We start from the raw sequence: 14,863 nt of genomic DNA, 5'->3' as shown, positions 1-14,863 counted from the left end.
GCGCAACAGCAACTAACAAATACCAACTTTACGCCATCCAGAACCCAAACTAACCTCCGACTAGAACCACAACTCATCAATAACTTTAGGGGTTCTAGCAAGGAGAACAACAATGCTTTACACACCCATGCAAAATTATCAGCAGTTTTGACGAGCAAGAGTCTTATAACGCGGCAATTAATGAAAAACCTGACAATAAAAGTACTTCTTCCAGCGGAGGCAGACAAAAGCGTGGCGTCGCCACTCACAGTAAGTTTTGGGCCAGTCACAGGACGCTTAAAATCGCCTTTCTCAACCCGCCCTCCGATGCACACCGCCAAGCCGCGATAGCAGCCATCAAGCAATGGCAGCCCTCCATCAACCTGACACTGGAGTTCGCAAGCGATGCTGAGGGCGATATTAGAATCACCATGGAAGCACCTGCGAACTATTCAGCCATTGGCACCGATGCCACGCTGCGAGGGCCCGGCGAGAATACGATGAACATCGGTACCGACCTTGCACATCCGGGGTTCGAAAGTTCCGTCTTGCACGAGTTCGGCCATGCACTCGGGATGGAGCATGAGCACCAACATCCCAAAGCCGATATCCCATGGAACAAACCGTTCATGTACAACTATTATCTGACCAGGCATAACTGGTCCAAAGAGGAAGTTGATCACAACTTCTTCAGAACACTGGATACAACCACCACACAGGTCACCCCCTACGACCCGATGTCAATCATGCACTATGAGATTCACAATGATATGACCATGGGTGATTGGTCTACCGAAAAAAACACAACCATTAGCCAAAACGATCGCCGACTGATGCGCAAAATATACCCAAAACAGGGATGAGAGCATTCTCCTCAACAAATTGCAATTCAGTCGATTTCAAAGCCCACCCAATTCACCCCCCCCTGCTTTCAGCAAAACAAAAAAACAGAACGAACAAGTTGATAAAGTTGTTTTATCCAAAACACTAACATCCCGACCATTCGAAGATTGAATAAGTCGGTTAGCTAAGTTACTCGCCCAAGGTTGGCTTCACTCAAGTCCAGCTCTCCGAGCACCTCCCTCAACACGTCATCACCAATCTGGTGGTGACGGCTGAGCTTATAAAACTCCAGGCGTTGAGCCCGCAGCGCCTTCAAGCGCAAACGCCGCTCCAGCAAATCCATTTGAAACGCCAGTGCCTGGGCTTCGGCCGAGTCATTGAATACCTCCAACTGATGCCGAACGACGTGGCCGGCCGGGTCATCCCAGCCACGGGCAATCATCCACGCGCGCAGGCGCCCCACCAGCCAGCTCAACGCCACGCCGATGGCCAGGCCGCCGACCGCCACCAATACAAAGGTGACACTGGCGTTGGCCAGCGAGAACGCCCCGGTCACTGCATCCACAAGGGCGAACTTGAACGTCACCAGACCCAAGGCATCGTTCATCAACGACTCGCCCTGCAGGATGTGCATCAAGGGCGTCGGCAAACGATTCTGAGAGATCGCCGACACCGCCACGGCGTCCGTGGGCGACAGCACCACAGCCAACGCAAATGCCACCGGCAGCGGGATACTCGGCAGCAACCAGTGAATGAAATACCCGGCGCCAACCACGGTAAACAGCACCAACCCCACGGCCAGGGTCAGGGTCAGGGTCAGGATCGGGCCACGTAGATGCCAGAATTCACGTTTGGGCATGCGCCAGCCGTCGGAAAACAACAATGGCGGCAGGAACAGAAACAGAAACAGAAACAATTCAGGGTCCAGCGCTACATGCAGTCCGAGGGTCGGCCAGGCTAGCGAGGCACCCGCTGCAATTTGCACCAACGGCAATGGCAGCGGGATCACCCGTCCGAGCAGGCGCGAAACGCCCACCAGCATCAACAGGATCAGGACGGTGTAGGCGATTTGCACAAAACGTGGTTCCCGGACAATCGACAGCATTGAAGTGCCATATTAGTTGCTTAGTCTGTGCGCTTGCCCTTACACCTATGTCGCACCTTGTCACAACCGCATTCCCAGAGGTTTTGTCCTACAGCCGCCGCGAAACCGTCCGGTCATGGCATAATCCGACACCTTTTATTTCCGACACCTGTAAAGGGGACGATTCCTTGACCGTTTCAAGTAAAACGTTGCACCTTTTCGGCATCAAAGCGTGCGACACCATGAAAAAGGCGCGCACCTGGCTCGATGAACACGCTGTCAGCTATGACTTTCATGATTACAAAGCGGTCGGCATCGACCGTGAATACCTGACCCAATGGTGCAACGAGCACGGCTGGGAAGTGGTGTTGAACCGTGCAGGCACGACCTTTCGCAAGCTCGACGACGAACGCAAAGCCGATCTCGACCAGTCGAAAGCCATCGAACTGATGCTCGCACAACCTTCGATGATCAAGCGCCCGGTGCTCGATCTCGGTGACCGAACCCTGATTGGCTTCAAGCCAGATATCTACGCGGCCGCGCTCAAGTAAGCAGCCCGTTTCAATTTGTTAGAGGTATCAACATGTCCACTACCCTGTTCAGCCTGGCCTTTGGTGTCGGCACTCAAAACCGTCAAGGCGCCTGGCTGGAAGTGTTTTACGCACAGCCATTGCTCAACCCGTCGGCCGAACTGGTCGCTGCCATTGCGCCGATCCTGGGCTACACCGAAGGCAACCAGGCCATCACCTTCACCACCGCGCAAGCTTCACATCTGGCTGAAGCCGTTAAAGGCGTCGACGCTACCCAGGCCGCCCTGCTGACCCGTCTGGCCGAGAGCCACAAGCCGCTGGTCGCCACTGTCCTGGCCGAAGACGCACAACTGACCTCCACGCCTGAGGCCTACCTCAAGCTGCACCTGCTGTCCCATCGCCTGGTCAAGCCACACGGCCTGAGCCTGGCCGGCGTGTTCCCGCTGCTGCCGAACGTGGCCTGGACCAGCCAGGGCGCGATCGACCTTGCCGAACTGGCCGAACATCAACTGGAAGCCCGTCTGCGTGGCGAGCTGCTGGAAGTGTTCTCGGTGGACAAGTTCCCGAAAATGACCGACTACGTCGTACCGGCCGGCGTGCGTATCGCTGACGCCGCGCGCCTGCGCCTGGGCGCCTACGTGGGCGAAGGCACCACCGTGATGCACGAAGGCTTCATCAACTTCAACGCCGGCACCGAAGGCCCGGGCATGATCGAAGGCCGCGTCTCCGCTGGCGTATTCGTCGGCAAGGGTTCGGACCTGGGCGGCGGTTGCTCGACCATGGGTACCCTGTCGGGCGGCGGCAACATCGTGATCAAGGTTGGCGAAGGCTGCCTGATCGGCGCCAACGCCGGTATCGGCATCCCGTTGGGCGATCGCAACACCGTTGAGTCGGGCCTGTACGTGACTGCCGGTACCAAGGTGGCGCTGCTGGACGAGAACAACAAGCTGGTCAAGGTCGTGAAGGCCCGTGAACTGGCCGGCCAGACCGACCTGCTGTTCCGTCGCAATTCGGAAACCGGTGCCGTGGAATGCAAAACCCACAAATCGGCCATCGAACTGAACGAAGCGCTGCACGCTCACAACTAAGCGTCGTAGACTCTGTGGGATCCCCTGTGGCGAGGGGATTTATCCCCGTTCGACTGCGTAGCAGTCGTAAATCCAGCGCTTGCGGTGCATCTGACACACCGCGCTCGCAGGGTTTAGGTCCGCTGCGCGGCCCAACGGGGATAAATCCCCTCACCACAAAAGCTCGCTCCTACAGGGGTCAGGCGTACAGGCGAACAGCATGATGATTCCCTCTCCCTGGCGCGCCGACTTTCCGGCCATCGCCGCCCTGCAACGGCAAGGCCAGACGTATCTGGACAACGCCGCCACCACGCAAAAACCGCAAGCCCTGCTGGATGCCCTGGCGCATTACTACGCCAATGGCGCGGCCAACGTACATCGGGCGCAACACCTGCCCGGCGCCCACGCCACCCAGGCGTTCGAGGACAGCCGCCGCAAAGTCGCGCAATGGCTCAATGCCGGTGACAGCGGGCAGATCATCTTTACCCACGGCGCGACTAGTGCGCTGAACCTCCTCGCCTATGGCCTGGAACACTCATTCAATCCGGGCGACGAGATCGTCATCAGCGCCCTGGAGCATCACGCCAATCTGCTGCCATGGCAGCAACTGGCGCGCCGCCGCGAACTGAAACTGGTGATCCTGCCGCTGGATACCGACGGTGTGATCGACCTCGAAGCCGCCACACAGCTGATCGGCCCACGCACGCGACTGTTGGCAGTCAGCCAATTGTCCAACGTCATCGGCGCCTGGCAACCGCTGCCCGCGCTGCTGGCGCTGGCCAAGGCGCACAACGCGTTGACCGTGATCGACGGCGCCCAGGGCGTGGTCCATGGCCGTCACGACGTGCAGGCGCTGGGCTGCGATTTCTATGTGTTTTCCAGCCACAAGCTCTACGGCCCCGATGGCCTGGGCGTGCTGTTCGGGCGCAATGAGGTGCTGCAACAACTGCGCCCCTGGCAGTTCGGCGGCGAGATGGTGCTGGACGCCAATTATCACGACGCACGATTTCGGCCGGCACCTTTAGGCTTCGAAGCCGGAACGCCGCCGATTTCCAGTGTCATCGGGCTCGGGGCAACTCTGGATTACCTCGCTGGTCTCGATCAGGACGCGGTCTCGGCTCATGAAGCGGCGCTGCATGACTATCTGTTGAAAGGCCTTGAGGCACGCAACGGCATTCGGTTGTTGGGCAGGCCGCAAGTGGCCCTGGCCAGTTTTACCGTCGAAGGTGTGCATAACTCGGATCTTGCGCATTTGCTGACGGAACAAGGGATCGCCGTGCGCGCCGGTCATCATTGCGCCATGCCGCTGCTCAAAAGCTTCGAACTGGCTGGGGCGATTCGGGTGTCGTTGGCGTTGTACAACGATTGCGAAGATCTGGAGCGGTTCTTTGAAGCGCTGGATCAGGCGCTGGAGTTATTGCGATGAACTTGCCTGCTGATGCCGTTACTGCACTCGAAACCTTTCAGGCTGCCGCTGGTTGGGAACAGCGGGCGCGGCTGTTGATGCAATGGGGCGAGCGCCTGCCCGCCTTGAGCGAGGCGCAGATGTGCGACGCCAATCGGGTGCACGGTTGTGAAAGCCAGGTGTGGCTGGTGGGTGAGTTGCGCGATGGCCATTGGCAGTTCAGCGCCAACAGCGATGCGCGCTTGATTCGCGGGTTGGTGGCGTTGCTGCTGGCGCGGGTCAATGGATTGTCGGCGGCTGAGTTGCAGCAGGTTGATTTGCCGGACTGGTTCAATCAATTGGGGCTAGGGCGGCAGCTGTCGCAGTCACGCAGTAATGGCTTGAATGCGGTTTTACAACGGATGCGTGAACTCGCCGCCTAACTGATCGTTCCCACGCTCTGCGTGGGAATGCCTCCACGGACGCTCCGCGTTCGGCTTTGGAAGGGACGCGGAGCGTCCCGGGCTGCATTCCCACGCAGAGCGTGGGAACGATCGGGGTCAGGACGGTTTAATGCGCTCCGCAGGCCGCCGCACTCCCGCCACGATCTTGTCCACCGCCTTGGTCGCCGCGACCATGCCGAAGGTTGCCGTCACCATCATCACCGCGCCAAACCCGCCCGCGCAGTCAAGCTTCACACCATCGCCGACAAAACTCTTTTGCAAACAAATGCTGCCATCCGGTTTCGGGTAGCGCAGTTGCTCGGTGGAGAACACGCACGGCACGCTGTAATGCCGGGTCACGGTGCGCGAGAAGCCATAGTCGCGGCGCAAGGTGGAGCGCACTTTCGAAGCCAGCGGGTCATTGAACGTGCGGTTGAGGTCGCAGACCTGGATCAGCGTCGGGTCGATCTGCCCGCCCGCGCCGCCGGTGGTGATGATCTGGATCTTGCGCCGTTTACACCAGGCAATCAGCGCCGCCTTGGCGTTGACGCTGTCGATGCAGTCGATCACGCAGTCGATGTTCGGCGTGATGTACTCGGCCATGGTCTCGCGGGTGACGAAATCCGCCACCGCATGCACCGTGCAGTCCGGGTTGATCCCGCGCAGGCGCTCGGCCATTACCTCGACCTTGGGTTTGCCGACGGTGCTGTCCAGCGCATGCAACTGGCGGTTGGCGTTGCTGACGCAGACATCGTCCAGATCGAACAACGAAATCTCGCCAACGCCGCAACGGGCCATGGCTTCCGCCGCCCAGGAGCCGACGCCACCGACGCCGACGATCGCCACATGGGCCGCGCGCAGGCGCTCAAGGCCCTCGATGCCATACAAACGGGCGATGCCTGCAAACCGCGGATCTTCTGTACTCATGACCTTTACCCCAAAAACCGGCGCGCATTATATAGGGGTCCTGCCTCACAAACACTGTTCCTTTTTGACGGCGTCTGTTGCCGTCACGCTGCGTTGCCGCTCCTCGCCATAGCGCGCTATGACTCGTCGCTGCGCCTTGCCTGTCGACAACAGCCACTCGTCAAAAGAGGAACGTGTTTGCGAGGCAGGACCCCGGGCTTCGCAACAGTAAGTTTTAAGTTTCACGCTACAAGTGTAAGAACTTATGTGAAATCAAATTGCCCAATGTCCGGCAATTCCCTGTCCGCTGTACGCTCAGAGAATGCCCAGTGTAGGATTCGCGCCCCTTGGCGGTCCGACCGTTCCTTCGTTCCACAGTCTTTGGAACCCGAAATAACTATGTCATCGCGTAAATTTGGACTCAACCTGGTGGTGGTGCTCGCCATCGCTGCCTTGTTTACCGGCTTCTGGGCGCTGATCAATCGCCCGGTGACCGCCCCCAACTGGCCCGAACAGATCTCCGGCTTCTCGTACTCACCTTTCCAGCAGGGTCAATTCCCACAGAAAGAGCAGTACCCGACCGACGATCAGATGCGTCGTGATCTGGAGATCATGAGCAAGTTGACGGACAACATCCGCACTTACTCGGTCGACGGTACGCTGGAGAACATTCCCAAGCTGGCGGAAGAGTTTGGCCTGCGGGTGACGTTGGGGATCTGGATCAGCCCGGACCTGGAGCGCAACGAGCGAGAAATCACCCGTGCCATCGAAATCGCCAACGCCTCGCGCAGCGTGGTTCGCGTGGTGGTCGGTAACGAAGCGATCTTCCGCAAGGAAATCACCGCCCAGGAACTCAGCGTCATGCTGGACCGCGTCCGTGCTGCCGTGAAGGTGCCGGTGACCACGTCCGAACAGTGGCACGTCTGGGAAGAGCACCCGGAACTGGCCAAGCACGTCGACCTGATCGCCGCCCACGTGCTGCCTTACTGGGAATTCATCCCGATGGACAAGGCGGGACAGTTCGTCCTCGACCGCGCCCGCGACCTGAAAAAGATGTTCCCGAAAAAACCGCTGCTGCTCTCCGAAGTGGGCTGGCCGAGCAACGGCCGCATGCGCGGGGGTGCCGATGCGTCGCCAGCAGACCAGGCGATCTATCTGCGGACCCTGGTCAACAAGCTCAACCGCCAGGGCTTCAACTACTTCGTGATCGAAGCGTTCGACCAGCCGTGGAAGGCCAGTGACGAAGGCTCGGTGGGTGCCTATTGGGGCGTGTTCAACGCCGCGCGCCAACAGAAATTCAACTTCGAAGGCCCGGTGGTCGCCATTCCGCAATGGCGGGTGCTGGCCGTCGGCTCGGTGGTGCTGGCATTGCTGTCTCTGACCTTGCTGATGATCGACGGCTCGGCCCTGCGCCAACGCGGCCGCACCTTCCTGACCTTTATCGCGTTCCTCTGCGGTTCGGTGCTGGTGTGGATCGGTTATGACTACAGCCTGCAATACAGCACCTGGTTCAGCCTGACCGTGGGGTTCCTGCTCGCCCTCGGTGCACTCGGGGTGTTTATCGTGTTGCTGACCGAGGCCCATGAACTGGCCGAAGCTGTGTGGGTGCACAAGCGCCGGCGCCAGTTCCTGCCGGTGCAGGGCGACTCCAGCTACCGCCCGAAAGTGTCGATCCATGTGCCTTGCTACAACGAGCCGCCGGAGATGGTCAAACAGACCCTCAACGCCCTGGCCAACCTCGACTATCCGGACTTCGAAGTCCTGATCATCGACAACAACACCAAGGACCCGGCGGTCTGGGAACCGGTGCGCGATTACTGCGAAACCCTCGGTCCGCGCTTCAAGTTCTTCCACGTCGCACCCTTGGCCGGTTTCAAGGGCGGCGCGCTGAACTACTTGATTCCGCACACCGCCAAGGATGCCGAAGTGATCGCGGTGATCGATTCCGATTACTGCGTGCACCCGAACTGGCTCAAACACATGGTGCCGCACTTTGCCGATCCGAAGATCGCCGTGGTGCAGTCGCCGCAGGATTACCGCGACCAGAACGAAAGCACCTTCAAGAAGCTCTGCTACGCCGAGTACAAAGGTTTCTTCCACATCGGCATGGTCACCCGTAACGATCGTGACGCGATCATCCAGCACGGCACCATGACCATGACCCGCCGCTCGGTGCTCGAAGAACTGGGCTGGGCCGACTGGTGCATCTGCGAGGACGCCGAGCTGGGCCTGCGCGTGTTCGAAAAAGGCCTGTCGGCGGCGTATTACCACGACAGCTACGGCAAAGGCTTGATGCCCGATACCTTTATCGACTTCAAGAAACAACGTTTCCGCTGGGCCTACGGCGCGATCCAGATCATCAAGCGTCACACCCGCAGCCTGCTGCGCGGCAAGGACACCGAGCTGACCCGCGGTCAGCGCTACCACTTCCTCGCGGGCTGGTTGCCGTGGGTGGCCGATGGCATGAACATCTTCTTCACCGTTGGCGCGCTGTTGTGGTCGGCGGCGATGATCATCGTGCCGCAACGGGTCGACCCGCCGCTGCTGATTTTCGCCATCCCGCCCCTGGCGCTGTTCGTGTTCAAGGTCGGCAAGATCATCTTCCTCTACCGTCGTGCGGTGGGCGTGAACCTCAAGGATGCATTCTGCGCGGCGCTGGCCGGGCTGGCGTTGTCGCACACCATCGCCAAGGCGGTGTTGTACGGTTTCTTCACCAGCAGCATTCCGTTCTTCCGTACGCCGAAGAATGCCGATAACCACGGCTTCTGGGTGGCGATTTCCGAGGCCCGCGAAGAGCTGTTCATCATGCTGCTGTTGTGGGGCGCGGCCCTGGGGATCTACCTGGTGAACGGCATGCCGAGCAACGACATGCGTTTCTGGGTGACCATGTTGCTGGTGCAGTCGCTGCCGTACCTGGCGGCGCTGATAATGGCGTTCCTGTCTTCGCTGCCGAAACCGCCACCTGAGGCCGAAACGGCACCAGCAGTCTAAATCTGCGCAGATGCACTAAACGGCGGCCAATGGCCGCCGTTTTGCTTTAAGATAACCGCCATTTTGCGCGCACTACGGCCCAATACCTGTAGGAGCGAGCATGCTCGCGAAAAACGTAAGGGCAACGCGGTCATCCAGATTTCACGCGTTACCGTTAACGTCCATCGCGAGCATGCTCGCTCCTACACATAGACAGCTTCCGGAGTTTTTCCATGACGGCCCACGCCGACCTTTCGCCGACCCTTCAACTCGCCATCGACCTGATCCGCCGTCCGTCCGTGACGCCGGTCGACGCCGATTGCCAGAAGCAGATGATGCAGCGCCTGGGCGATGCCGGTTTTGCCCTGGAACCGATGCGCATCGAGGATGTGGATAACTTCTGGGCCACCCACGGCAAACACGATGGCCCGGTGCTGTGCTTCGCTGGCCATACCGACGTGGTGCCGACAGGTCCCGTGACTGCCTGGCAGATCGACCCGTTCAACGCAGTGATCGACGAGCACGGCATGCTCTGCGGCCGCGGCGCGGCGGACATGAAAGGCAGTCTGGCGTCGATGACCGTAGCCGCCGAACGCTTCGTCGCCGACTACCCGGATCACAAGGGCAAGGTCGCCTTCCTGATCACCAGCGACGAAGAAGGCCCGGCGCATCACGGTACCAAGGCTGTGATTGAACGCCTGGTCGCGCGCAAGGAGCGTCTGGACTGGTGCATCGTCGGCGAACCGTCGAGCACCACCCTGGTCGGTGACGTGGTGAAGAACGGTCGTCGCGGCTCCCTCGGCGCCAAGCTGACCGTGCGTGGTGTACAGGGCCATGTGGCGTATCCGCACCTGGCGAAAAACCCGATCCACCTCGCGGCTCCAGCCCTGGCGGAACTTGCCGCCGAGCATTGGGACCACGGCAACGATTTCTTCCCGCCGACCAGTTTCCAGATTTCCAACGTCAACTCCGGCACCGGCGCGACCAACGTCATCCCGGGCGACCTGGTCGCCGTGTTCAACTTCCGTTTCTCCACCGAGTCGACCGTCGAAGGCCTGCAAAAGCGCGTCGCCGACATCCTCGACAAGCATGGCCTGGACTGGCACATCGACTGGGCACTGTCCGGCCTGCCGTTCCTCACCGAACCGGGCGCGCTGCTGGACGCGGTGTCGTCGAGCATCAAGGACATCACCGGCCGGGAAACCAAGGCGTCCACCAGCGGCGGCACTTCCGACGGGCGCTTCATTGCGACCATGGGCACGCAAGTGGTCGAGCTGGGGCCGGTCAACGCGACCATCCACCAGGTCAACGAGCGCGTACTGGCCGCTGACCTCGATGTGCTGACCGAGATCTACTACCAGACTCTGATCAAGTTGCTCGCCTGATGCTGGCGTGTCCGATCTGCAGCGAACCGCTGAGCGCGGTGGACAACGGCGTGGCCTGCCCCGCCGGGCATCGTTTCGACCGCGCGCGCCAGGGTTACCTGAACCTGTTGCCGGTGCAGCACAAGAACAGCCGCGACCCTGGGGATAACCAGGCGATGGTCGAAGCCCGCCGCGACTTCCTCAACGCCGGCCATTACGCGCCGGTGGCCAGGCGCCTGGCGCAATTGGCTGCTGGCTACGCGCCACAGCGCTGGGTGGACATCGGTTGTGGCGAGGGCTACTACACCGCGCAAATCGCCGATGCCTTGCCGGACGCCGACGGCTACGCCCTGGACATCTCCCGGGAAGCGGTCAAGCGTGCCTGCAAACGCAACCCCAAACTTACCTGGTTGATCGCCAGTATGGCCCGCGTGCCGCTGGCGTCGGGCAGTTGTCAGTTCCTGGCCAGTGTCTTCAGCCCGCTGGATTGGGAAGAAGCCAAACGCCTGCTCAGCCCCGGCGGCGGCCTGATGAAAGTCGGACCGACCAGCGGCCACTTGATGGAATTGCGTGAGCGGCTGTACGACGAAGTACGCGAGTACATCGACGACAAGCACCTGGACCTGGTGCCCGAAGGAATGGCGCTGGCGCACAGCGAAACCCTGGCATTCAAACTGACGCTTGCCAGTGGTCAGGACCGGGCGAACCTGCTGGCCATGACACCCCACGGCTGGCGCGCCAGTGCCGAACGCCGGGCAGAGGTCATCGAGCAGGCCGAACCTTTCGAGGTCACCGTGTCGATGCGCTACGATTATTTCGTACTTCAATAACTTCAAACATTTTTGGTCTTGGGCAACGGCTCAAGGCCGGCTAAATCCGCGAATGGATTTTTCAGACACGCAGTGAGGACATCCATGCGCCAACCCGATATCGAGATTTACCTGAAAGACACCGACGTCGACCACAAGGCCATCTCGGCCTGGCTCGGCACGGCATTGGGCCCTTGCACCGACTGGCTGCAGAAAGGCCAGACCTACAAGTGCAAGGCCGGCAACGTGCCGGTGACCTGGTTGCCCAAGGCCGTAGGAAAGTGGAACAGCCTGTACCTGGAAAGCGACCAGACGCCGTGGGATGACGATATCGCCTGCGCCCGCGCTGCGTTTGCCGCGCTGAACGTCGAAGTGCGCTGTGCACCGGGTAGCTGGGTCGAGGAAGAAGGTGAAGAGACGGCGGATCGCTGGATTCGCATCAGCGCCGATGGTGAAGAAGAGATCACCTGGAAAACCGCCTGACATTGATCGTTCCCACGCTCTGCGTGGGAATGCCTCAACGGACGCTCCGCGTTCGGCTGTGAAAGGGACGCAGAGCGTCCCGGGCTGCATTCCCACGCAGAGCGTGGGAACGATCTTTAGAGGCCTACAACGTCTTCAGCCTGCAACCCTTTCTCGCCGGTCACCACCCCATATTCAACCTGCTGGCCTTCAGTCAGCGAACGGTGGCCTTCACCGCGAATCGCGCGGTAATGCACGAACACGTCCACCCCGTCCTCGCGTTGAATAAAGCCGTAGCCCTTGGCATCGTTGAACCATTTCACATTGCCGGTTTCGCGCGTAGCCATGTATCAGTCCCTCTTCTTTTTATTTTGAGCGGCCGAGTATATGACAGCCGTCAAAACTCTCAACTCAACTTTACTTAACCGCTTTTTTGCCGATTTTCGACGAATCCGGCACACTAACGCGCGCCCGAGCAATTGCTCGGTTTTATCCATTCAAGCAGATGCCGTATGACCCGTTCCCCGTTCCGCCGTCTTGTGTTTGGCACCCTGCGCCGACTGCTGTACCTCTGGGTTCGCTCGGAGACGATCAACCAGTCGTCGTTCACCCTCAACCTCGACCGCAGTCGCCCGGTGTTCTACGTCCTGCAAAATCCTTCGCTGACCGAGCTTGCCGTGGTCGACACCGAATGCAGCAAGGCCGGCCTGCCGCGTCCGGTGCTGCCGGTCTCGGTGGGCAACCTGCTGGAACCGGCCGCGTTCTTCTACCTGACCCCGGACCCGGACTGGCTCGGTCGCCAGGACAAGCGCGGCGCGCCGCCAACCTTGACCCGCCTGGTCAGTGCCTTGAGCCAGAACGCCGCCGAAGACGCGCAGATCATTCCGGTCAGCGTGTTCTGGGGCCAGTCGCCAGACAGCGAAAACAGCCCGTGGAAACTGTTGTTTGCCGACAGTTGGGCGGTCACTGGGCGTCTGCGTCGTTTGCTCAGCATCATCGTGCTGGGGCGCAAAACCCGCGTCCAGTTCTCAGCGCCGATCCACCTGCGCGAACTGATCGACCACAACAAGGGTCACGAACGCACCGTGCGCATGGCCCAGCGGATTCTGCGGGTGCATTTCCGCAACCTGAAGGCGGCGGTGATCGGCCCGGACATTTCCCACCGGCGCAACCTGGTCAAGGGCCTGGTCAACCAGCCGCTGGTCAAGCAAGCGATCCTCGACGAAGCCGAGCGTGAAAACATCTCCCCGGAGAAAGCCAAGGCCCAGGCCCTGCGCTACGGCAACGAGATCGCCTCGGACTACACCTACACCGCGATCCGCTTTATGGAAGTGGTGCTGAGCTGGTTCTGGAACAAGATCTACGACGGTATCAAGGTCAACAACATCGAAGGCGTGCAGAAGGTCGCCCCGGGTTACGAAGTGATCTACGTACCCTGCCACCGCAGCCATATCGACTACCTGCTGCTGTCCTATCTGCTGTTCCGCAATGGCCTGACCCCGCCGCACATCGCCGCCGGGATCAACCTCAACATGCCCGGGATCGGCGGCCTGCTGCGTCGCGGCGGTGCGTTTTTCATGCGCCGGACCTTCAAGGGCAACCCGCTGTACACCTCGGTGTTCAACGAATACCTGCACACCCTGTTCACCAAAGGCTTCCCGGTGGAGTACTTCGTCGAGGGCGGCCGTTCGCGCACAGGGCGCATGCTGCAACCGAAGACCGGCATGCTGGCAATCACCCTGCGCAGCTTCCTGCGTTCGTCGCGCATGCCCATCGTCTTCGTGCCGGTGTACATCGGTTACGAGCGCGTGCTGGAAGGCCGGACCTACCTTGGCGAGTTGCGTGGCGCGAGCAAGAAGAAAGAATCGATCTTCGACATCTTCAAAGTCATCGGTGCGCTCAAGCAGCGCTTCGGTCAAGTCGCGGTGAACTTCGGCGAGCCGATCAAGCTGGCGCAATTCCTCGACAGCGAGCAGCCGGATTGGCGCGAGCAGGAACTGGGCCCGCAGTTCAAACCGGCCTGGCTCAACGAAACCACCAACCGCCTCGGTGAAAAAGTCGCGCAGCACCTGAACGAAGCGGCAGCGATCAACCCGGTCAACCTGGTTGCGCTGTCGCTGCTGTCCACCAGTCGTCTGGCCTTGGACGATCGCGCCATGGCGCGGGTCCTCGACCTGTACCTGGCGTTGTTGCGCAAAGTCCCGTACTCGCCGCACACCACGCTGCCGGACGGTGACGGTCGGGCGTTGATCGAGCATGTGAAGGACATGGACCTGCTCTCGGAGCAAAGCGATGCCTTGGGCAAGATTCTCTATCTGGACGAGCAAAACGCCGTCCTGATGACCTACTACCGCAACAACGTGCTGCACATCTTTGCGCTGCCGGCGCTGCTGGCGAGTTTCTTCCAGAGCGCATCGCGCATGAACCGCGAACAGATCCTGCGCTACACCCGTGCGCTGTACCCCTACCTGCAAGCGGAATTGTTCATTCGCTGGTCGCTGGACGAGCTGGATGCGGTGATCGACCAATGGCTGGAAGCGTTCGTCGAGCAAGGCCTGCTGCGCTTCGAGAACGACGTCTACCTGCGTCCAGCGCCAAGCTCGCGGCATTTCGTGCTGTTGACACTGCTATCGAAAAGCATCGCCCAGACCTTGCAGCGCTTCTACATGACCGTGTCCCTGCTGCTCAACAGCGGCCAGAACAGCATCAGCGCCGAAGAACTGGAAGACCTGTGCACCGTCATGGCCCAGCGCCTGTCGATCCTGCATGGCCTGAACGCCCCGGAATTCTTTGACAAGAGCCTGTTCCGCCACTTCATCCAGACCATGCTCGACCTTGAAGTGCTCAAGCGCGACGAGGCGGGCAAGCTGGGCTATCACGAACTGCTCGGCGAACTGGCAGAAGGCGCGGCCAAGCGGGTATTGCCGGCGGAAATTCGTTTGTCGATCCGTCAGGTGGCGTTGCATCGCAGTGAAGATGCGGCGGATCAACCCACACCAACCGTCTAGATTAATCACGGCGC

The 14,863-nt window shown here is 60.3% G+C and carries 13 protein-coding genes; 10 read left to right on the top strand and 3 right to left on the bottom strand.

The features are described 5' to 3' along the window. The first annotated feature begins 134 nt into the window (after positions 1-134). Entirely contained in the window at positions 135-842 is a 708-nt protein-coding gene (locus ACA058_RS05500) for a M12 family metallopeptidase (protein ID WP_497639866.1), read from the top strand. A gap of 164 nt (positions 843-1,006) precedes the next feature. On the opposite strand, the gene ACA058_RS05495 is transcribed toward ACA058_RS05500, so the two are convergent. Further along, positions 1,007-1,897, bottom strand: a complete 891-nt coding sequence (locus ACA058_RS05495) for a cation:proton antiporter domain-containing protein (protein WP_497639865.1) — start codon at positions 1,895-1,897, stop codon at positions 1,007-1,009. Between the two features lie 197 nt (positions 1,898-2,094). Here ACA058_RS05495 and ACA058_RS05490 point away from each other — a divergent pair, with 197 nt between their 5' ends. From ACA058_RS05490 to ACA058_RS05475, 4 genes are all read left to right on the top strand, one after another. Beyond that, positions 2,095-2,457: an ArsC family reductase gene (locus tag ACA058_RS05490; RefSeq protein ID WP_431756869.1), complete on the top strand. Its 363-nt coding sequence runs from the start codon at positions 2,095-2,097 to the stop codon at positions 2,455-2,457. Between the two features lie 32 nt (positions 2,458-2,489). Next, positions 2,490-3,524 (top strand): 2,3,4,5-tetrahydropyridine-2,6-dicarboxylate N-succinyltransferase, encoded by a 1,035-nt coding sequence (gene dapD, locus ACA058_RS05485; RefSeq protein ID WP_497638194.1) that lies wholly within the window; start codon positions 2,490-2,492, stop codon positions 3,522-3,524. A gap of 199 nt (positions 3,525-3,723) precedes the next feature. Continuing rightward, positions 3,724-4,929, top strand: coding sequence for an aminotransferase class V-fold PLP-dependent enzyme (locus tag ACA058_RS05480; protein WP_497638193.1), 1,206 nt, complete (start codon positions 3,724-3,726; stop codon positions 4,927-4,929). Further along, a complete protein-coding gene (locus ACA058_RS05475; RefSeq protein ID WP_497638192.1) occupies positions 4,926-5,330 on the top strand; it encodes a SufE family protein in 405 nt (134 codons plus the stop codon). The genes ACA058_RS05480 and ACA058_RS05475 overlap by 4 nt, the downstream gene beginning before the upstream one ends. 117 nt (positions 5,331-5,447) lie before the next feature. On the opposite strand, the gene tcdA is transcribed toward ACA058_RS05475, so the two are convergent. Then, complete coding sequence (gene tcdA, locus ACA058_RS05470; RefSeq protein WP_497638191.1) at positions 5,448-6,257, bottom strand: tRNA cyclic N6-threonylcarbamoyladenosine(37) synthase TcdA; 810 nt, start codon at positions 6,255-6,257, stop codon at positions 5,448-5,450. A 378-nt stretch (positions 6,258-6,635) separates the two neighbouring features. Here tcdA and ACA058_RS05465 point away from each other — a divergent pair, with 378 nt between their 5' ends. From ACA058_RS05465 to ACA058_RS05450, 4 genes are all read left to right on the top strand, one after another. After that, positions 6,636-9,227: a glycosyltransferase gene (locus ACA058_RS05465; protein ID WP_497638190.1), complete on the top strand. Its 2,592-nt coding sequence runs from the start codon at positions 6,636-6,638 to the stop codon at positions 9,225-9,227. 212 nt (positions 9,228-9,439) lie between these two features. Beyond that, positions 9,440-10,591: a succinyl-diaminopimelate desuccinylase gene (dapE, locus tag ACA058_RS05460; RefSeq protein ID WP_497638189.1), complete on the top strand. Its 1,152-nt coding sequence runs from the start codon at positions 9,440-9,442 to the stop codon at positions 10,589-10,591. Further along, a complete protein-coding gene (locus ACA058_RS05455; RefSeq protein ID WP_497638188.1) occupies positions 10,591-11,400 on the top strand; it encodes a putative RNA methyltransferase in 810 nt (269 codons plus the stop codon). Before dapE ends, ACA058_RS05455 begins: the two co-directional genes overlap by 1 nt. An 84-nt stretch (positions 11,401-11,484) precedes the next feature. Continuing rightward, entirely contained in the window at positions 11,485-11,862 is a 378-nt protein-coding gene (locus tag ACA058_RS05450; RefSeq protein WP_497638187.1) for a hypothetical protein, read from the top strand. Positions 11,863-11,978: 116 nt separating this feature from the next. Here the strand turns inward: ACA058_RS05450 and ACA058_RS05445 are convergent, their stop codons facing one another. After that, positions 11,979-12,188 carry a cold-shock protein gene (locus ACA058_RS05445; RefSeq protein WP_008035470.1) on the bottom strand — a complete coding sequence of 70 codons (210 nt, stop codon included), beginning with the start codon at positions 12,186-12,188 and terminating at the stop codon, positions 11,979-11,981. Between the two features lie 165 nt (positions 12,189-12,353). Between ACA058_RS05445 and plsB the strand changes: the two genes are divergently transcribed. After that, complete coding sequence (plsB, locus tag ACA058_RS05440) at positions 12,354-14,849, top strand: glycerol-3-phosphate 1-O-acyltransferase PlsB (RefSeq protein WP_497638186.1); 2,496 nt, start codon at positions 12,354-12,356, stop codon at positions 14,847-14,849. The last annotated feature ends 14 nt before the right edge of the window (positions 14,850-14,863 follow it).

Source organism: Pseudomonas sp. LBUM1649, assembly GCF_059716155.1.
Note: the sequence above shows the minus strand (reverse complement) of the source record. Positions and strands in the feature narration are given on the sequence as shown.